At 61.6% G+C, this 19,623-nt stretch carries 17 protein-coding genes; 9 read left to right on the top strand and 8 right to left on the bottom strand.

The features are described 5' to 3' along the window. Nucleotides 1–85: 85 nt before the first annotated feature. From EI969_RS11270 to EI969_RS11255, 4 genes are all read right to left on the bottom strand, one after another. Nucleotides 86–958, bottom strand: coding sequence for a LysR substrate-binding domain-containing protein (locus EI969_RS11270; RefSeq protein ID WP_160387866.1), 873 nt, complete (start codon nt 956–958; stop codon nt 86–88). Nucleotides 959–1,011: 53 nt separating this feature from the next. Next, entirely contained in the window at nt 1,012–2,307 is a 1,296-nt protein-coding gene (locus EI969_RS11265) for an MFS transporter (RefSeq protein ID WP_160387865.1), read from the bottom strand. A gap of 129 nt (nt 2,308–2,436) precedes the next feature. After that, entirely contained in the window at nt 2,437–3,528 is a 1,092-nt protein-coding gene (psrA, locus tag EI969_RS11260; RefSeq protein ID WP_160387864.1) for an iron-containing alcohol dehydrogenase PsrA, read from the bottom strand. 223 nt (nt 3,529–3,751) lie between these two features. Further along, the gene (locus tag EI969_RS11255; RefSeq protein WP_160387863.1) at nt 3,752–5,089 is read right to left on the bottom strand and encodes a 2-hydroxycarboxylate transporter family protein; all 1,338 of its coding nucleotides are present in this window, start codon (nt 5,087–5,089) and stop codon (nt 3,752–3,754) included. 129 nt (nt 5,090–5,218) lie between these two features. Here EI969_RS11255 and EI969_RS11250 point away from each other — a divergent pair, with 129 nt between their 5' ends. Next, the gene (locus tag EI969_RS11250; RefSeq protein ID WP_160387862.1) at nt 5,219–6,136 is read left to right on the top strand and encodes a LysR substrate-binding domain-containing protein; all 918 of its coding nucleotides are present in this window, start codon (nt 5,219–5,221) and stop codon (nt 6,134–6,136) included. A gap of 160 nt (nt 6,137–6,296) precedes the next feature. Here the strand turns inward: EI969_RS11250 and leuD are convergent, their stop codons facing one another. Both leuD and leuC read right to left on the bottom strand, forming a co-directional pair. Beyond that, nucleotides 6,297–6,905, bottom strand: a complete 609-nt coding sequence (gene leuD, locus EI969_RS11245; protein WP_160387861.1) for a 3-isopropylmalate dehydratase small subunit — start codon at nt 6,903–6,905, stop codon at nt 6,297–6,299. Nucleotides 6,906–6,908: 3 nt separating this feature from the next. Then, nucleotides 6,909–8,330 (bottom strand): 3-isopropylmalate dehydratase large subunit, encoded by a 1,422-nt coding sequence (gene leuC, locus EI969_RS11240; RefSeq protein ID WP_160387860.1) that lies wholly within the window; start codon nt 8,328–8,330, stop codon nt 6,909–6,911. A gap of 337 nt (nt 8,331–8,667) precedes the next feature. Here leuC and EI969_RS11235 point away from each other — a divergent pair, with 337 nt between their 5' ends. From EI969_RS11235 to EI969_RS11215, 5 genes are all read left to right on the top strand, one after another. Then, a complete protein-coding gene (locus tag EI969_RS11235) occupies nt 8,668–9,801 on the top strand; it encodes a C45 family peptidase (RefSeq protein WP_160387859.1) in 1,134 nt (377 codons plus the stop codon). Nucleotides 9,802–9,868: 67 nt separating this feature from the next. Then, nucleotides 9,869–10,810 (top strand): ABC transporter permease, encoded by a 942-nt coding sequence (locus tag EI969_RS11230; RefSeq protein WP_103393754.1) that lies wholly within the window; start codon nt 9,869–9,871, stop codon nt 10,808–10,810. A 14-nt stretch (nt 10,811–10,824) separates the two neighbouring features. Beyond that, on the top strand, nt 10,825–11,679 hold the full coding sequence (locus EI969_RS11225; protein WP_256678298.1) for an ABC transporter permease: 855 nt from the start codon (nt 10,825–10,827) through the stop codon (nt 11,677–11,679). Further along, nucleotides 11,679–13,310: an ABC transporter ATP-binding protein gene (locus tag EI969_RS11220; protein WP_160387857.1), complete on the top strand. Its 1,632-nt coding sequence runs from the start codon at nt 11,679–11,681 to the stop codon at nt 13,308–13,310. The genes EI969_RS11225 and EI969_RS11220 overlap by 1 nt, the downstream gene beginning before the upstream one ends. A 65-nt stretch (nt 13,311–13,375) precedes the next feature. After that, on the top strand, nt 13,376–14,929 hold the full coding sequence (locus EI969_RS11215; RefSeq protein ID WP_160387856.1) for an ABC transporter substrate-binding protein: 1,554 nt from the start codon (nt 13,376–13,378) through the stop codon (nt 14,927–14,929). A 3-nt stretch (nt 14,930–14,932) separates the two neighbouring features. On the opposite strand, the gene EI969_RS11210 is transcribed toward EI969_RS11215, so the two are convergent. Beyond that, nucleotides 14,933–15,553: a GntR family transcriptional regulator gene (locus EI969_RS11210; RefSeq protein ID WP_178120629.1), complete on the bottom strand. Its 621-nt coding sequence runs from the start codon at nt 15,551–15,553 to the stop codon at nt 14,933–14,935. Nucleotides 15,554–15,660: 107 nt separating this feature from the next. On the opposite strand from EI969_RS11210, the gene EI969_RS11205 reads away from it, so the two are divergent. The 3 genes from EI969_RS11205 (at nt 15,661) to EI969_RS11195 (ending at nt 18,084) form a co-directional block, all read left to right on the top strand. Continuing rightward, nucleotides 15,661–16,500: an alpha/beta fold hydrolase gene (locus EI969_RS11205; RefSeq protein ID WP_160387855.1), complete on the top strand. Its 840-nt coding sequence runs from the start codon at nt 15,661–15,663 to the stop codon at nt 16,498–16,500. 157 nt (nt 16,501–16,657) lie between these two features. Next, nucleotides 16,658–17,281, top strand: coding sequence for an NIPSNAP family protein (locus tag EI969_RS11200; RefSeq protein ID WP_160387854.1), 624 nt, complete (start codon nt 16,658–16,660; stop codon nt 17,279–17,281). A 500-nt stretch (nt 17,282–17,781) separates the two neighbouring features. Further along, nucleotides 17,782–18,084, top strand: coding sequence for a DUF6124 family protein (locus tag EI969_RS11195; RefSeq protein ID WP_160387853.1), 303 nt, complete (start codon nt 17,782–17,784; stop codon nt 18,082–18,084). A gap of 249 nt (nt 18,085–18,333) precedes the next feature. On the opposite strand, the gene EI969_RS11190 is transcribed toward EI969_RS11195, so the two are convergent. After that, nucleotides 18,334–19,620 carry an FAD-binding oxidoreductase gene (locus EI969_RS11190; protein ID WP_160387852.1) on the bottom strand — a complete coding sequence of 429 codons (1,287 nt, stop codon included), beginning with the start codon at nt 19,618–19,620 and terminating at the stop codon, nt 18,334–18,336. Between the last annotated feature and the right edge of the window lie 3 nt (nt 19,621–19,623).

Genomic DNA, 19,623 nt, shown 5'->3' with positions numbered 1-19,623 from the left:
GCTCCATTTTTTGTTGTGGGCAGGCCGTCCCTCCTGTCGCCAGGAAGTAGGCCCATGGATTGCTAAAGCTAAAGGTCAGGCGAAATCAGGTGGCCGGAATCGGGCTCGAGTCAAACAGCTCCGCGATCATCGGCCGGTTGCGGCGAATACCCAGGCAGCACAGGTGGTAGTCGATGGAAAACGGGTGATTGACGAAGGTGATCGGTTTGGTGCCTGGGGTTTCGGCGTATTCGACCGCCGAGACGAAACCGATGCCGATGCCCTTGGCGATGGCATGGACGATGGCTTCGCGGCTGTTCAACTGCATGACGCAGTTCAGGGCCACGCCGAGCTGTTTGCAGCGTTCCTCCACCAGTTGGCGGGTGCGCGAGCTTTTCTCGCGCATGACCCATTTTTCTTCGCTGATCTGTTCGACGTGCACTTCTTTTTGGCTGGCCCAGGGATGGTCATCCCGAACCACGGCGATGATCGGGTAGCGCCGGTACAGCTGGGTGTCGAAGCGTTGGTCGAACTCGGAGAGAGCGAGGATCGCCACGTCGATGTCGAAATTGAACAGGCGATCCAGGGTCTCTTTTTCCGGTGAAAACGAAGTTTCCAGTTCGATGTCCGGGTGGCGCTGCATCAGTTCGTAGGTCAGGTTCATCGCAATCGGCGGCGACACTGCGCCCAGGCGCAGCATGCCGGTCTTGCGTTGCTTGAAACTCTGCAGCAGTTGCACGGCTTCATCCTCCTGGCCGAACAGGCCTTGGGTGATCGAATACAGTTGGTGGCCCGCCGCGCTCATTTCGATGAAGCGGCCACGGCGGTGGAACAGCTCCACGGAAAACTTCTTCTCCAGCGCATTGACCTGCTCACTGACAGTGGGCTGGCCGACGCTCAGGTACTCGGCGGCGAGGGTGAAGCTGCCGGTCTTGGCCACCGCATGAAATGAACGTAGCCACTTGTGGTACTGGTACATAGGCGATCCTGTTCCTCAGCCGTTGTCTCGATTCAACCTGCCTGGCCGGGCGCTCAACGCCTGATGAACAACGCGACCACCGCACTGCACAGGCAGGCGCTGGTGACCACGATGAAGATCAGCGAGGTGTTGCCGGTACTGTCGAGCATACTGCCGATCAGCGGTTCCGCCAGGCCGGCGAACAGGTAGGACGAGAAGTTCATCACGCCAGTCGCCGTGCCCGCACGCTTGGCACCCACCAGGTCCGGGCACAACGCCCAGAAGCTGGAAGCCGGGCCGTAGACGAAGAAGCCGCAGAGAAACAGGGCAATCAGGCCGGTCGCGCTGTGGGGGGCAAGGGTCCACATCCACAAACTGGTCGCCGCGCCGAGGAACATGTAGAGCATGATCGCCAGGTAGCGTTTGGAGCCGAACAGCTTGTCGGAGATCCAGCCGTTGCTCAGGGCGCCGATGGCCATGCCGACGGGAAGGGCCACGGTGATCCATTTCGGATCGATCATGCTGTCGCCGCTTTTCCAGTTGGCTCCCAGGAAGTGCACCGGCACCCAGACGATCAAACCGTAGCGGGCGGCGTTCTGGAAACCCAGGGACACGGCGGCGATGATCAGGCGGAAGTTTTTCAGGACCGCTTTGTAGCGCTGGGCGGAGGTTTCGACTTCGCCATGGGCCACTTCATGGCTTTTGTCCTCGGCGTTGGCCACGCCGGTATCGGCAAGCGGTTCGAAACCCAGGTCTTGCGGACGTTCGCGGGCCACCAGGTAAAAGATGATGCCGCCCGCCAGCATGAGCAGCACGGGCAGGCGGAAGATCCAGCGCCATTCCAGATGCATCACCTCAAGCACCACGATCGAGGTCACGTAAGAAAGGACCGAGGCGCAACCGGCGGCGAACACGTATAAGCCATACACCTTGCCACGCTCGCCGGCACTCCACCAATTGGAGATCAGCCGACTGCCCGGCGCCCACCCCAAAGCCTGAAAGTAGCCGTTGATGCCCCAGGGCAGGATGAGCGCGGCAAAATTACTGGCGAAGCTGGTCACCCAGTTGGCGGCGCAGGACAGCACGGCACCGGCGGTCATGATGCGGCGGCCACCAAACTTGTCGGCAAGGTTACCGTTGATGGCTTGGCCGATGGCATAAGCCCAAAGCATGGCGGCTGATGCCCACCCAAGGTGTTCCTTGGTAAAGCCGAACTCGGCCTGGATACCCGGGATGGCGAAACCGAACGTTTGTCGCCCGGTATAGAAAAACAGATAGCAAAACATGGCTGCCAGCAGCATGCGCCACTGGGCGACACGAAACGATGCGGTGTGTACGGCGAGACCTGGCATGGTTTGGGCACGATTCATGATCTTTTCCTTATTCTTGTTCGTTCCCTGCGAGTTGCATCGCAGGGTGCACTCTTTTTCAGGTGCTGCAGGAAATCGTCGCGGCTCGTTACGCCGCTGGCAGTGTAGTGTCTTGGGGGCTGGGGAGCCCTAGGCCGCTCGTGCGCCGATGAAGTTCTTGCCGCGTGCGCCTTGCAGGGCGAAATCGATCATGGTTTGGGCCTCTTCGGCCGACACGCCGTAGTCGGCGAACTCGGTTTTCACATCCAGGCTGTGCAGGAAGGCGCGCAAGCGGGCCTGGGCCTTGTCCAGGTCAGGTCCGAAAACCCGCTGCAGGGTCTTGTCGCGTGTCTCGTCGTGGCCCCAGGCAAGGCCCAACACCAGTGGCAGGGTGAAGGAGCAGGCAATGCCGTGGGGCAAGCCGTAGTGCAAGGTCATCTCGTAGGAAATGGAATGGGCCAGTGCGGTCTTGGTGTTGGAGAACGCCATGCCGGCCTTGAGTGCGGCCAGGGCCATCCGTGAACGCAGTTCCTGGCTGGACAGGTCTCGGCGCAGCAACGGCAGGCATTCGAGGATGTCTTCGATGGCAGAGATGGCGAAGGTGTCGGAAAGCGGATTGGCGTTGATGTTCCAGATCGACTCCAGCGCGTGGGACAGGGCGTCCAGCCCGGTGGACACGGTGACGCCGGCCGGCACCGTGAGCATCAGTTGCGGATCGATGATCGCCACTTTTGGCCAGGTGCATTCCAGGTGCAGGGAATACTTCTTGTGGTTGCTCGCGTCCCAGATCGTCGCCCAAGGCGTGACTTCACTGCCGGTGCCCGCCGTGGTCGGCGCCGCGATCAACTGTTTGCTGCGTGCCGGAACAAAGGGTTTGCCGCTTGCCAGCAATGCCAGCAGCTCATCGAAGTGCCCCGACTCGGTACCGACAATCAGCGCCTTGGCGGTGTCGATGGCACTGCCGCCACCGACGGCAATCACCGTATGGCAATCGCCGGCCTCCTGCCAGAAGCGTTCATAGGTCGCGCGAAGTTGCGCCACATCGGGGTTGGGCTGGACATCCTCGATCACGTAGACCAGCCGTTCGCCCAGCAGTGCTTGAAGGCGATCCACCAGCCCCAGGCCACGGGCTTCGGGAAAGGTCACTAGGGCAACGTTCTGGTGTTCGGTGATGGCGGCAAGTTCTTGCAGGCTGCCCCAGCCGAAACGGGTATCAACCGGGTTGTGAAATCGGGCGGTCATGGCGGGTCCTTGGTTTTTGTTGTTGGAAGTGACGCCATGCTCGCGGTACCCGGACTCCTGCACAAATCGATAATTCGCAGGTTTGAATCGGCTGGGCCGATAACGGCCTCACAATGCAAAACACCGGCACGGGGCCGGTGTTCTGTTCAGCTAATAGTTTGGGCACCGCACGTCCCGTGGGAGCGAGCAAGCTCGCTCCCACAGGGTTTGTGTGTTGAGAGCTTCAGACAAACAGGCGCAACAGGATCGTCGCCAGAATCACCGTCGAAGCTCCGCCGATCCGCGTGGAAATCTGCGCGAACGGCATCAGCGACATGCGGTTCGACGCCGAGAGGATCGCCACGTCGCCGGTGCCGCCCAGGCCGCTGTGGCAGCAGGTGACGATGGCCGATTCGATGGGGTACATCTTCATCAGGTTGCCGATGAAGAAACCGGCCACGGTCATCGACACCACCACCGAGACGCAGACCAGCACATAGCCGACCGAGAACACTTTGACCACGCTGTCCAGTGGCACGTAGAGCATGCCCAGGCCGATCATCACCGGCCAGATGAAGGCGGCGGACACCAGTTTGTAGAAGGTGTTGGCGCCTTTCTCGAGTTTTTCCGGCAGCACCCGGGCGTACTTGAACAGCACCGCCGCGAGAATCATCATCACCGGGCCGGGAATGCCCACGACTTTTTCCAGCAGGCCGCCGAGGACGAAAAACGCGCAGATCAGCAGCACGCCGGCGCCCATGACGCGGAAGTCGACAAGGGAGCCGGTGTCTTCCTTGACCTTGAATTTATCGTTCTCGTCCCTGGCGCGGATCAGCGCACCTTCGCCATTGATGCTCGGGCGTTTCAGCGCCAGGCGAGCGAGAAAGCCGGCGCAGATGATCGCCACGATATTGCCGACCACCGCCGCCGGTGCCAGTTGCGCCACGTAGATATCCGGCGTGCCGCCGAGGATCGCCGAGTAAGCCAGCGACAGGGGCAGGATGCCTTCGCCGATCCCGCCGCCAATGATCGGCACGATGATGAAGAAGAACGTGTGGTGGAAGCTGTAGCCGACCAGTTTGCCGACGATCAATCCGCTGGCGACGGCCGCCAGGGTGCCGACCAGCAGGGGGATGAACATCCTGATCATGCCCTGGACCAGAATGAAGCGACTCATGCCCAGAATGCTGCCGACCACCAGGCTGGCGATGACGAAGTACAAGAAGTTGGCGTCCTTCATGAGCATTTTGGTCGCGTCGATCGTCGCCGGTCCGAAGAAGCCGTAGAACACCAGGATCGACGGCAGCATCAGGCACAGGATGGCGCCGCCACCGATTTCCTTGAGGATCGGCAGGCGCGAGCCCATCTGGCCGAAGAACACGCCCATGGTCATGATCACGGCGAGTCCGCCGATCATGTTCTTGGGCAGGAAGCCCAGGTGCGCGGAGAGAAAGACAATCAGGGCGATGCCAAGGAATACCGGCAGCGGGATGACGCCGATTTCGTAGGCGCACAGGTTGCGCAGGCGTTGCACGAAACCGCCGTCGGGGGCGTTAAGGGTTTGCTCATAGGGCTTGTTCATGTTGCGCTTTCCTCATGCTTGTTTTTATCGAGGATGCAGAAACCACGGCTCACCGGGGATGGATTGCCACTCGGTAGATCGATGGTATCCTTCGCAAATAACGCAATAAACAGCGAAAGTATGAGGCTTATGAACACGAATCGTGATCAGTTTCCCTTGCCGGAAGACCTCAAGGTTTTCCTCACCGTGGTGCGCAAAAACGGCTTCGCCAGTGCCGCCGAGGAGCTGGGGTATTCGCCGGCCTACATCAGCAAGCGCATTTCCGTGCTGGAAACCACGCTCTCGACGCGCCTGCTGCACCGCACGACAAGGCGCATCGCGCTGACCGACGACGGTGAGCGGGTACGGGTATGGGCGGAGAAACTGCTCGGCGACTTCGATGACTTCGTCAGCGAAATATCCGAGGCGCGGCAACAGCCGATGGGTTCGTTGCACATCTGCAGCAGCTTCGGCTTTGGCCGCAACCATGTGGCACCGGCGATCTGCGAGCTGTCGCAAACCTACCCCAAGCTCGAGCTGCGCCTGGACGTGTTCGATCGAGTGGTCGACATCGTCGGCGAGGGTTTCGACCTGGAAATTCGCGTGGGGGATGACCTGCCGGGCCAGCACCTGGGGCGCAAACTGGTGAGCAACCGGCGGGTGCTGTGTGCCACGCCCGAGTATCTGCAACGGCGCGGTGTACCGCAATCGCTGGCGGACTTGAAAGACCACGATTGCCTGGTGCTCAAGGAGCGCAACAACGCGTTCGGCGTGTGGAGCCTGACGAAGGGCGGGCAGGAAGAGTCGGTGCGTGTCAGCGGGCCGTTATCGTCCAACAACGGTGAGATCGTGTTGCAGTGGGCTTTGAGTGGCGGCGGGATTCTGTTGCGCTCGATGTGGGACGTGAAGCCGATGCTCGAGCAGGGGCGGCTGGTGCAAGTGCTGCATGAGTACACCCAGAGCGCCAACGTGTGGGCCGTGTACCCGACGCGGCTGAGCCAATCGGCCAAGCTGCGGGTTTGCGTGGAGTTTCTCGAAGAATACTTTCGTCACCTCTCGGTTGAATAAACCACCGACGCCTTGATCCTCTGTAGGAGCGAGCCTGCTCGCGATGGTCGTCAACGAAAACGCGTGCTAACTGGTTAAACGCGGCGCCCTTGAGTCCATCGCGAGCAGGCTCGCTCCTACAAAATCATTGACGCAACAGCCACAGCCAGAGGTTTTTCCGTCAGCCCAACCAGGGGTTATCCGCCAGGTGCCGGGTTTCGAACTGGCGAATCTGCTCGGCCCGTTGCAACGTCGTGCCAATCGCATCCAGCCCCAGCAGCAACGATTGCTTGCGCAGTTGATCGATCTCGAACGGGATTACGTTGCCGTCCGCCAGTTCAATGGTTTGCTCCGGCAGATTGACGCTGATTCGAGCCGTAGCCGGGTTGCTGGTCAACGCGGCAATCTGCTTGAGTTGGTCCTCGGTCAGCTGAATCGCCAACACGCCATTGCGCTGACAGTTATCGTAGAAAATGCCGGCGAAACTGGTGCCGATCAGTGCGCGGATGCCCACTTGCTTCAGGCCCCAGACCGCATGTTCGCGGCTCGAACCACAACCGAAATTCGGCCCCGTCAGCAGAAACGCGGCGTCGCTCCAGGCCGGTTGATTAAGGATGAACCCGGGGTTGGGCTCACCGGACGCCAGGAACCTCAGGTCAAAGAACAGCCCCTTGTCCAGGCCCTTGCGATCAATCCCTTTGAGGAACTGCTTGGGCATGATCACGTCGGTGTCGATGTTGGCGGCCAGAAGCGGGGCGGCACTGCCGCTGACGAGAGTGAAAGGTTGCATGGTTCAAGCCTCCAGCGCGAACGTGCGCACGTCGGTCAGGTGCCCGGTAATCGCCGCGGCGGCGACCATGGCCGGACTCATCAAGTGGGTGCGCGCGCCAGCGCCCTGGCGTCCTTCGAAGTTGCGATTGGTGCTTGAAGCGCAGCGATCGCCGGGGGCGAGCACATCGTCATTCATGGCCAGGCACATCGAGCAACCGGACTGGCGCCATTCAAAACCGGCATCGAGGAAGATCTGCGCCAGCCCTTCGTCTTCGGCCTGGTTTCGCACCAGCGTCGAGCCGGGCACGATCATCGCCCGCACGTGCGCCGCCACCCGTTTGCCGCGCACGACGCGGGCGACATCGCGCAGGTCTTCGATGCGTGCATTGGTGCAGGAACCGATGAAGGCATGGCTGATCTCCACATCGCGCAGAGGCATGCCCGGTTCCAGACCCATGTAGTTCAGGGCGCGTTGCATGCCCTGGCGCAGGATCAGGTCCGGCTGCGCGGCCGGGTCCGGTACCTGTCCGCCCACCGGTGCGGCCTGATCGGGGCTGGTGCCCCAGGTGACCATGGGTTCCAGGGTCCCGACATCCAGGCTGACTTCGCGATCGAACACCGCACCTTCATCGCTGTGCAGGCCGCGCCATTTCGCGACGGCCTGTTCCCACAGTTGGCCCTGAGGGGCCCGGGGCTTGAGTTGCAGATAGGCAAAGACCTTGTCATCGGGCGCCATGAACGCGCCCCGGGCGCCGGCTTCGACGGCCATGTTGCAGATAGTCATGCGCGCTTCGACGCTGAGGGCGTCGATAGCCTGGCCGGCGAACTCGATGGCGTAACCGGTGGCGCCGGAAGCGCCGATGTTTTCGATCAGGGCCATGATGATGTCCTTGGACGTCACACCGGCCCCGAGCACGCCATTGACCGTTACGCGCATGCTCTTCAGGCGCTTGTAGACCAGGGTTTGCGAGGCCAGCAGGTGTTCGATTTCCGAGGTGCCGATGCCGAAACCGAAGGCACCCAGGGCGCCGTAGGTGGTGGTGTGGCTGTCGCCGGCGGCCACGACCATGCCGGGCAGGATAAAGCCTTGCTCGGGGGCCACGACGTGCTCGATGCCCTGGCGCTTGTCCAGCACGTCGAACAGCTCGATGCCGAAGTCGCGGCAGTTTTCTTCGAAGTAGGACACCTGGAGGGCGCCCCCGGCATCCGGCATGGCGGCAATGCGCGTCGGTGCCGTCGGGTTGACGTGGTCGACGACCGCCAGCGTCGCCCCCGGACGCCACGCCTTGCGGCCCGCTTCGCGCAGGCCGCTGAAGGCTTGCGGGCTGGTGTATTCGTTGGCGACCTGGCGGTCGATGTACAGCAGCACATGGCCCTGATCGTCGAGGGCGCAGACCGTGTGACTGTCGATGTGTTTCTGGTAGAGCGTTCTAGGGCTGTGCATGGAGTGGGCTCTTGTTGTCATGCGAGATCACGGAAACATGCTCACAGCATATTCGTCGCGAATCCTGCATCAAGGTCCATTGGGTAAAGGCATTGCTCACGTTTTGTGTGTAATTGCTCAGCCAATGCTGAACACGATCGAGGCCGTCGACCCCACACTGAGTCGTGCCACTTTTTTACACACTTGTGAATTTACTACCCGATTTTCTGAGCAAAAACAGTGCATTTTGCAGATGAAGTATTATTGGATACCAAATTGGCGCCAATATTGATTGGGTTTTTGTGAAATTGGCCTGTTCCTTGCTCCATGTCTTGCTCAAACAATCAGAGGGCGTGGCATGAGCGGTCAATTTCCTTGTATCGAACTGAGTGGCGGGCCATTTGCCCGGGGTGTGCAATACGGCAAAGCATGCCCACAGATCATTGCCCGCAGCATTGAAATCTACGGTCAGCAGTTGTTGGACATGGGTTACGACTGGTCCGGCATCAAGCGCCTGGTCAATCAGTTCATCCCCAACATCGAAGCGTTCGAGCCGCAGTACCTGGAAGAGATGCGCGGTATCGCCGAAGGCTCGGGCCATGATTTCGAGGCCATCGTGCTGATCAACGCGCGCACCGAGATCATTCATCTGGGGCGGCGTTCGATGCAGGACAAACCGGAATTGGACGGCTGCACCGGCGCGATCATCCTGCCGGGGGCCACGGCGAACAACGAAGTGCTGCACGGCCAGAACTGGGACTGGCGCATGGAATGCGCGGAGACGGGCGTGGTCCTGCACATCCGTCGTGACGACGGTCCGGACCTGTTGACGTTTACCGAGGCGGGCGGCCTGGCGCGTGCGGGCATGAACTCCATCGGCACCGCGATTACCGGCAACAACCTGGAATCGGATCGCGATTACCAGGCCCTGGGCGTGCCGTTGCCGTTGATTCGTCGCAAGGCGCTGGAGGCCAACCACTTCGCGCTGTCGATGAAAGCGGTGGCTGTTACACCGAAGTCGGGCTCGAACAACATGATGCTCAGCCACGCGAGCGGGTTTGGCATCAATTACGAATGTGCGCCGGATGAAGTCTTCCCGTTGTACGAAGTCAACGACCTCATTGTGCATGCCAACCATTGGCGCAGCCCGGTGGCGCAGGTCAAGCTGAAGAACACCGGCATCGGTGGCGCACCGGAAAGTTTCTATCGCGATATCCGCGTCGAACAATGCCTCAAGCCGTTTCATGGCAACCTGACGCTGGAACATCTCAAAAACGCGTTCTTCGACGACTTCGGCAAGCCGTTCGCCGTGTGCCGGCCACCCCGTCCAAGTTCGGGGGGCGAGGACAACCTGTCCGCCACGGTGGCAATGATCCTGATGCGACCGGCCAGCGGCTTCATGGAAATTGCCTCGTTGCCCGCGATCAATCGCACCTTTGGGCAGTACCGCCTTGAGATGGAGTCCGACTACGCACGCTATGCAACCTGGTAAGCAGCGAACTGTTGCCCGTTTGTGATCTGCCCGATCCCGGGCTGCGTATCAACATCGAGGAACCCACATGTTTCGTTTGATCGTTCAGCGTCTGGCCATGGCGGTCCCGACGCTATTGCTGATCTCAATTGCGGTCTTCGCAATGATCCGGCTGATACCCGGCGACCCGGCGCTGTTGATGCTGGGTGATATGGCCGATCCAGCCAGCCTGATCAAATTGCGTCAGTCACTGGGGCTGGACCAGCCGTTGATCGCGCAGTACCTGATCTGGCTCAAGGCATTGTTCCAGGGCGATCTGGGCGTTTCGATCACCAGCCATGAAGCGGTTTTGCCGCTGGTGCTCGAGCGATTCAGTGTCAGTGTGACCATCGTCCTCACAGCGGTGGCCCTGGCGGCCCTGATTGCCGTGCCCCTGGGCATGCTCGCCGCGTGGAAGCAGGACACGCTGGTGGATCTGGGACTGGTCACCACCGCGACGCTGTTGCTGTCGATCCCCGGCTTCTGGATGGGCCTGTTGCTGCTGTATGTGTTCGGCCTGGAGCTGGGCTGGTTGCCGGTGGTGGGGTACGTGCCGTTCTCCGCGGATTTCGGCAAGGCACTGGCCTACATCATCCTGCCGGTGACCACGCTGGTGTTGCATGAAAGCGGCGTGATTATCCGCATGCAGCGCGCCAGTTCGATCGAGGTGCTGCGCCTGGACTACATCGCCCATGCACGGGCCAAGGGTTTGTCCGAGCGTGCCGTGCTGTGGCGCCATACCTTGCGCAATGCCTTTGCACCGACCTGGACACTGATCGGCCTGATCCTCGGCAACCTGCTGGGCGGGATCGCCGTCATCGAAACGGTGTTCACCATCCCGGGTATAGGCCGCCTGATGGTCGATTCGATCTACGCCCGTGACTACCCCGTCCTGCAGGGCTGCCTGTTGCTCATCACGTTCGTCTACGTGCTGGTCAACCTGCTTGTCGACTTGATGTATCCGCTATTCGATCCCCGGGTGAAAGCATGAAGACCTTAAGCGAAATGGCTGCGCCTCCCGTGACTGAGCCTTTGGCCCGCGCTCCAAAGCGTCCACTCTCGTTCAACGCGCTGATCGGCGGCGGCCTGGTGTTGCTGCTGGTGATACTCGCGGTGGCGGGCATCGTCTGGACGCCCTACGACCCGTTGCGCCTGGATTTGGCCAACCGCTTCCTGGCGCCATCCTGGTCGCACATCCTGGGCACCGACGAGTTCGGTCGCGATGTGTTCAGCCGGATCATCATCGGTGCGCGCACCAGTCTGTGGATCAGTCTGTTGACCGTGTTGCTGGCCATCAGCATCGGCACCTTGTTCGGCCTGCTCGCCGGTTACCTGCGAGGCTGGACCGATCGCCTGTTGATGATGGTCAACGACGCGCTGCTGGCGTTCCCGGGCATGCTGCTGGCGCTGGGGCTGCTGGCGATTGTCGGGGCCAGTCAGTACGGCATCGTCCTGGCGCTGGGCCTGGCGTACATCCCCACGGTCGTGCGAGTGGTGCGCAGTACCGTGTTGTCGCTGCGCGAGCGGGAGTTCATCGAAGCTTCGCGGGTGATCGGCAACGGTGAGCTCTACACCATGTGGCGGCACATTGCGCCGAACTGCGTCGCACCCCTGATCGTGCTGGCCACGAGCATGTTCGGCTGGGCGATCCTGTCGGAAAGCGCCCTGAGCTTTCTCGGCCTGGGCGTTCCACCGCCGGCCGCCACCTGGGGAAACATGCTGGCTTCCAGCCGTCCGCATCTGGTCACCGCGCCGTGGCTGGGTTTCTTCCCCGGCCTGATGATTTCAATCGCCCTGATCGGCATCAATCTTTTCGGTGACGCCTTGCGTGATCGCCTTGACCCCCGGATGAGTCGCTAATGGATACCGTCAAGCCTATGCTTCGCGTCAGTAATCTTTGCATCCAGGTGGCCAGCGATGGACCGCTGGCGGTCGACCACCTGAGTTTCGACATGGCCCCGGGCGAGATCGTCGCGCTGGTGGGCGAGTCCGGCAGCGGCAAGACCATGGCTGCGCGAGCGGTCATCGGCTTGTTGCCGCCGCCGATGCGCGTCGCCTCCGGTCGTATCGAGTTCGGCGGCAACGATCTTTGCGCCTTGTCGACGGATCAATTGCGCAATGTGCGTGGTTCGAAGATCGGCATGGTGTTCCAGGAGCCGATGGTTTCGCTCAACCCGACCCTGACCATCGGCGAGCAAATGGCTGAAGGGTTGCGCCTGCATACCGATCAGGATGAAAAAACCATCCTCGCCCGGTCGCTGGAGATGTTGCGACGCATCGGCATCGATGACCCCGAGCGTTGCCTGAAAGCCTTTCCCCACGAGTTCTCCGGCGGCATGCGGCAACGCATCATGCTCGCGTCGGTCATGTTGTTGCGCCCGGCGCTGTTGATTGCCGACGAGCCGACCACGGCCCTCGACACCCTGGCCCAGGCGGATGTGATCGAGCTGATGCTCGACCTGACGCGAGAGGAGGGCACGGCGATCCTGTTCATCAGCCATGACTTGTCACTGGTGGTGCGCCATGCCCACAAGGTCGTAGTGATGCGCAGCGGCAAGGCCATCGAAAGCGGCCCGACCGAGCAGATCCTGCTGGGTCCGAAGGCCGAGTACACGCGGCAACTGCTTGAGGCGCTGCCGACCCGGGGCAACCTTGACAGCGCACCCGTGGCCGCGCCGCTGGTCGATATCCGCAATGTCACCATCGAGCATCCGGGCCGCCAGGGTTTCCTGCTGCGCGGCAAGCCCAAGCGCGCGGTGGACGGGGTCAGCCTGCAAATCTCTGCCGGTGAAACGTTGGCGCTGGTCGGCGGCAGCGGCTCGGGTAAGACCACCCTGGGGCGTTCGGTGGTCGGTCTGGTGACGCCTGTTGCCGGCGAGATTTTCTTCGATGGCGTCGACATCCTCAAAAGCGCCAACCGTGAGCACCGCTTGCAATGCCAGATGATCTTCCAGGACCCGGTTTCCTCCCTTGATCCGCGCGCGAGGATCTCGGAAATTCTTGCCGAGCCGTTGCGCCATGTGCCGGGGCTCAGTCGCGAGGAGCGCGCCGAACGGGTACGCACCATCCTGCACGATGTGGGGCTGGCGCCGATCTTTGCCGAGCGCTTCCCGCACCAGCTCTCCGGTGGTCAGCGTCAGCGGGTGGCGATTGGTCGGGCGCTGATTCGGCATCCCAAACTGGTCATCGCCGACGAGCCGATTTCCGCCCTCGACATGACCATCCAGAAGCAAATTCTCGAACTGTTCGAGCGGCTGCAAAAGCAGTACGGCTTTGCCTGCCTGTTCATTTCCCACGACCTGGCGGCGGTGGAGCGCATTGCCCACCGCGTGGCGGTCATGCAGCAAGGCCGGCTGGTGGAGGTCGGCACCACCGCGCAAGTGTTCGATCACCCGCAACACGCCTTTACCCACCGCCTGCTGGCGGCGGCCAACCCGTTGGTGCGCCAGGCCGATGGCAGTTATCAGCTGCGCGGCAGCGTGGCCGTATGAAGCACATCAAGGCCGTCATAGCGGTGACGGCAAGCCCCCGTTTCAGTTCACTCAAGGACTCGTATATGAATCGTTTTCTGCTAAACGCCCTGACCCTGAGCATGATGACCGTGCTCGGCTGCGGTGCCGCCCAGGCGCAGACGCTGCGCCTGGCGATGAACTCCGATATTCGCAGCCTCGACCCCGGGGTCAATCGTGACGACCGTTCCGACGCGGTGGTGCTGCACATGGTCGAAGGGTTGGTCGCGTATGGGGAGAAGGGCGAAGTCAAACCCCTGTTGGCGAGCAAGGTCGATGTGTCCGCCGATGGCCTGACCTACACCTTCACCTTGCGCCAGGGCGTGAAGTTCCATAACGGCGAGCCACTGACGGCCGCCGACGTGCTGTGGAGCTGGAACCGCGACATGGACCCCAAGACCCAGTGGCGTTGCCTGCCGGAATTCGACGGCAGCGGCCTGACCAAGGTGAGCAAAGTCAGTGCACCGGATGCGCAGACGGTGGTAATGGAACTGGAAAAGCCCAGCGGCATGTTCCTGGCCACACTGGCGCGTACCGACTGCGGCGGCACGGGCGTGCTGAACAAGGCCTCGGTCAATGCCCAGGGTGAATTCGTCTCGCCGGTCGGCACTGGCCCCTATCAGTTGGGCGAGTGGAAGCGCGGGCAGTACGTCACGCTGAGCAAATTCGCCGGCTACCAACCGTTGTCCGGGCCGCGCGACGGCTACACCGGCGGCAAGAACGCCCTGGCCGATGAAGTGCGGTTCGTGATCATTCCCGATCAGGCGACGGTCAAGGCGGCGCTGTTTTCCGGGGACCTGGACATGGCCGAGGTGACGGAAACCGATCTGCCGGAAATCAAGGCACACGACAAGCTCAAGGTGTCGACCGCCCCCAGCGCGACCATGAATGTGCTGATGTTCCAGACCCGCGATCCGTTGCTCAAGGACAAGCGCATGCGCCAGGCCATCGCGGCGGCCATCGATGTCAAGCAACTGGTGGCGACCACCAGCAATGGTTTCGGGGTGCCCAACAACTCCATCATCAGCGTCGCCTCCAACTACTACGGCCCCAGCGAACAGAAGGGTTTCACCTACGACCCGCAGAAGGCCGCAACGCTGTTGCAAGAGGCGGGTTATCGCGGCCAGCCGCTGACGATCATCGCCAACCGGCGTTCGATGGTGCCCAGCTATGACCTGGCAATCATCGCCCAGGCCATGCTCCAGGCCGTGGGGATAAACGCCCAGGTCGAAGTGATGGAGTGGGGCACTCAGCTCGAGCGCTACCAGAGCGGGCGTTATCAGTCGATGTCCTTCACCTATTCGGCGCGCTTCGATCCGGCCCTGAGTTTCGAGCAGGCGACCGGCAACAAGGACAAGGAATCGCGCAAGGTCTGGGAAGACCCGGTGGCGATCGAGATGTTGGGGCAGGCCTTGAAGGAAGGGGACGTCGCCAAGCGTCAGTCGATCTTCGACCAGTTGCATGAACGCTTCATTGACCAGGTGCCGATGATCGTCATGTACAACGGCCTGGACATCGTCGCACTGAACGAGAAAGTCGAGGGTTATGACGCCTGGATCGGGCAGAAGCCGCGCCTGTGGGGCGTCAGCGTCAAGCCCTGATCTTCACGGTTGCAGTGGGGTTTGACGAATGTGTGCCGCGATCAGTTGCTTGAGGCGGTCGCGGTCACCGTTACGCAGGGCATCAAGGATCTGGAAGTGTTCGCGGCCCGACTGCTCGGCACGCAGGTGCGTGCGCCAGGTGCCGCCTGGAGACGATGGCGGGCGGCTGCGAATCTCCTCGATGAACTCGATCATGACCCGGTTGGTGCACATGTCGTAGATGCCGCGGTGAAACTCCAGGTTGGCGATGTAGCACTCCTGCATCGTGCCTTCGTTCACCAGGCGGGCGAAGCGTTGGGCGATGAGGTCCAGCGCCTGCAAGCGCTCTTCGGTGACGACCATCTGGTCGACTGCGGCGCACTCGAGGGCGATGCGCACTTCGCGGGTATCGGAGACCTGGGTCAGGTCAGGGGTGTGGACGTAGTAACCCCGATTGGGGATGTGTTCGACCATGTTTTTCTGGACCAGTTGGTCCAGCGCCCGGCGGATGTCCAGCCGTGTTGCGCCATAACGCTGTTCAAGGTCGATCTGTTTGAGCCAGCTACCGGTCGGAAGCACGCCGGCATTGATGTCGTTTGAAATCAGCAGCACCAGTTGGCTGCGATCAGTGGTTTTTTTGTTCAAGGGTGACTTCCACAAATCTTGGTCGTGGGTGTGTGGGTCGTCGGCTGTGCACGACCCTTACCCGCTGTAGTTATCAATAATGGCACAGTTATCAACGAGGTTTCACAATGTTGAGCAACCAACAAGACACTCCAGAAGCGCGGCATCGCCAGATGTACTATCGCGGCAGCACTACCATCTTTTCCTGCCGCAAGGATCCGCGTTTTTCCTATTGCCTGTATGTTCCGCAAACCTTTGACCAGGCGCCTGAAGGGCATCGCCTGCTGGTCGCCGTGCATGGTACCGGACGGACGATGGTCGAGTATCGGGACGCGTTTGCCGAGTTCGGCCGCTTCAATCGCTACATCATCCTCGCGCCACTGTTTCCGGTCGGTCCATTGGGTGACGGCAACCCGCACGGTTTCAAGTACCTGAAGGAAGGCGACATCCGTTACGACGAAGTCCTGCTGGCCATGGTCGATGAAGTGAGCGCCGCGTTGAACACGTCGTTCGAACGTTTTTCCTTGTTCGGCTATTCCGGCGGAGGCCATTTTGCCAACCGCTTTTACTACCTGCACCCCGAGCGCCTGCGTTCGGTTTCCATTGGCGCACCGGGCTCTGTGACCCTGATCGACGAGAGCCGCGACTGGTGGGTGGGCACCGGCGGGATCGAGGCTATTTTCGGTAAAAGCCTGAACCTTGCAGCACTGCGTGAAGTGGATGTGCAATTGCTCGTGGGCGCTGCCGACCTGGAGACCTGGGAGATCCATTACGCCCCGGGTTCCGTGCAATACAAGGAAGGCATCAACGATGCCGGGCGCACCCGGGTCGAGCGCAATGCAACGCTGGCACGCAACCTGGCGGCCCATGACATTCGAGTCCAGCAGGACATCGTTCCCAACACCGCGCATGCCGGCGTATCGGTGGTGCCTTACGTGCAGGATTTCCTGCTGCAACTGGGCGCATGAGCAAAGCGCCGTTGGATGTCGCTCGACGGCGCTTTGCTAAAGAAACTACCTGGCTTCCTGCGGCAATTACCATCAGCGATGGTGATTGCCTCAATATTCTGCGTCCGGGGGCTGCCTTAGGCTGTGGGCTTTTGGCAAACCGGTGGGCGAAGTCGCTATGCGTTTATTTGAACTGATCACTTTCACTGTGCGCGTGCGCACGGTTGCGCAAGCGCTGACTCAGATCGAGGCGGCGCTGGACGACCCGAACGTCGGCGGCACATTGATGGGCTGCTGGGCCTCGGAGATCGGCCAGTTGAACCAGATCGCCGTGCTGCGCGGCTATGCGGACGAAAGCCTGCGCCAAGCCGAGCGCGAGCGTTTTCTGCTGGGGGGCAGTGCGTTTGGCATCAACGAATTCATCACCGACCTGCGCATCGAAAACTACACACTGTTTCCCTTCCTCGAACCCTTGAGCGCCGGCCAGCATGGTCCGTTCTATGAGTTACGCGTCTACGACCTGATCAGCAGCGGCTTGCAGCCGACCCTCGACGGCTGGAGCAAAGCCATCGAGGCGCGAACCGCCGAGCAGTATTCGCCGGTGTACGCAGCGTTCTACGCCACCGACGGTGCGTTGCCGCGCTATTTGCATATCTGGCCGTGGGCCAGCCTTGAACAGCGCTTGCAGGTGCGCACCCAGGCGGTCGCCGACGGCGTCTGGCCGCCGGAAAACTCCGGCCCGCAACTGCGCGACATGCGCTCGACGATCTATTTGCCGGCGAAGTTTTCGCCGTTGCGGTGATTGGGGTGTCGCTCGGCGGCTGTTTTGTGCTTCGGGCTTTTTTGGGGCCGCTACGCGGCCCAACGGGACGGTGCGGCGATCCGACAAGCCCTCTCGCCACAGTTGGTCTGCGTCTGTTGTGCATGCGTTGTTTCTTGCCCTGATGGCTAGCCCGTAGGGCGCGTGTTTAACGGGCGTCAGGGTTACTTCATGAAAGCTACAAGATCTTGCGTCGTTGCCTACGGTTACGCCAGAATCCGCCGGCTTGTGCGCCTTGGAGCCCATCGGTAACTTGATTCGCGCCACTGCCCATCAGTGGTCGGGTTTAGTCGCCCGTGGTAACTCAGTTGTGCGTGCATCTGTCATGCAGGTCTTTCATTGCCTGTACTTGATGGTGGCTGTACGCAGGGCGCCCTCGGGCGCGCCGGATTGCTGAGTTTCCCGGTCGACTAACCTGCGTACAGCTGCCTCCCCTTTCGTTTAGTCGCAAGAGGGGTGGCACCCAATAGGAAACTCAGCATATGTTCAAGGTAACCCCCAATCCGCCGGACGCCGATCCGACATCTCACTTCCCCTCGGCTGCCGACATCAAAGCCACGCCGCGTACGCCCAGCCACCTGTTTACCGTTGACCCCGAAGCCACGACTGAAACCCTGATGGTGTATCTGGTGGAGACGCTGGCGTCCGTCGATGTGATGGTGCATCAACTGGTGGATCATCTGGACGGTGGGGCGCGCAATGCCCTGCTGGGGATCTCCAACAGTGTGATGCTGGCGGAGATCACGGCGAACCGGGTGTTGGATCGGATTGACCCGCCTGAGTAGGTCCATGCTGACGCGGTGGTCCTTTTGGGGCCGCTGCGCGGCCCAGCGGGACGGTGCGGCGATCCGACAAGCTCCCTCGCCACGTGCCTGTGCCTGTTCAGTGCAACGCCTGTTCGTCCAGGTACTCGTTCAGGCATTCGATGAACGCCTGATGCTGCGTGTGCACCGCGACCGTGGTGGTCAGCGCCAGCAAGACCTTCTGATCGAGGTGCGGTAGCGTCCCGACCAGAAGGTTTTCGGTGGGTTCGTTCAGAAACGATCCAGCCTGTACGGCGCAGTCGCCGGCAGGCTGTGGGATTGGGCGCCGATCAAGGGCGAGGCCATTTGCGCAATCATTTCCGCCGTGACCGCTGCCTGGGTCAACCCCAGATGTTGATGACCGAAAGCGAGCAGGACCTTGCCGTCGCACACCCGGTCGATGACCGGCAGGGAATCGGGCAGGGAGGGGCGAAAGCCCATCCACGGCGTGGCTGCTTCGGCACTCAGGTCGCGCTTGAACAGGCCTTTGCTCAGGCGGTGCAATTGCCAGGCGCGCTCCATGGTCGGCGGGCATTCGAGACCTGCGAATTCAACGGTGCCGGCCAGCCGCAGGCCGTCGGTCATCGGCGTCATGATGAACTTGCGCTCCAGCGAGGTGACGGCAAACGGCAAGCGCCCATGTTCGTGAGGCAGCATCAGGTGATAGCCGCGCTCGGTGTCCAGCGGCACCTTCTTGCCGGTCAGCGCGGCGGTGAGCTTCGCTGAATGGGCGCCACAGGCAATCAATACCTGGCGGCTGTTGAAACGGCCTTGATCGGTGATCAACGACACGCCGCTTTCATTCAACTGTCCGCCCTCGACCCGCTGCTTGAGGAACTGCACGCCGCTGTTTTTGGCCGCGTGAACCAGTTCGCCGACCACCTGGAAAGGGTCAAGGAAATGCCCGGTGCGCGGGAAAAACAAGCCGCCGCGGATCTGCTCGCTGAGCTGCGGCGCCGCATCGCGCACGGCCCTGGCCTGCCAGAAATCCACCGGCACTTGCTGCTGACGCATGCGCGACTGTAGCGCTTCGATCGCCTGCTGCGAGTCGGGACGCTCGAACACCAGCAGCGAGCCGTCTTCTTTCATCAGTTCGGGACGGTCGATGGTCTGCAGCAAGCGGTGCCAGGCACCCAGGCTGCTTTCATTGAGCGCGCGGATGCCGGCCACGGTGCGCTGGAACGGCGCCGGGCGCAGGTTGAGCAGCAGGCGTGCGAACCAGGGCAAGGCCCGGGGCATGTATTTCCAGTCCAGGCGCAGCGGGCCCATCGGGTCCATGAGCATGGCGGGCAGGCGCTTGAGGATGGACAGGTCGGCGATCGGGAACACCTGTTCGGTGGCCAGGTGCCCGGCGTTGCCGAACGAGGCGCCACGACCGGGCTCCTGCTGGTCGATGACCACCACCCGCCGGCCCTGACGCGCCAGGCGCAGGGCGCAGGCGACGCCGATGATGCCGGCGCCGATCACGGCAACGTCTGCCTCGATGTGCGAGGGGTTTAAAGGAGAATGGTTGGTCATGGC

The organism is Pseudomonas sp. PB101, assembly GCF_009764265.1.
In the GTDB taxonomy this organism is placed as follows: Bacteria; Pseudomonadota; Gammaproteobacteria; order Pseudomonadales; family Pseudomonadaceae; genus Aquipseudomonas.
Note: the sequence above shows the minus strand (reverse complement) of the source record. Positions and strands in the feature narration are given on the sequence as shown.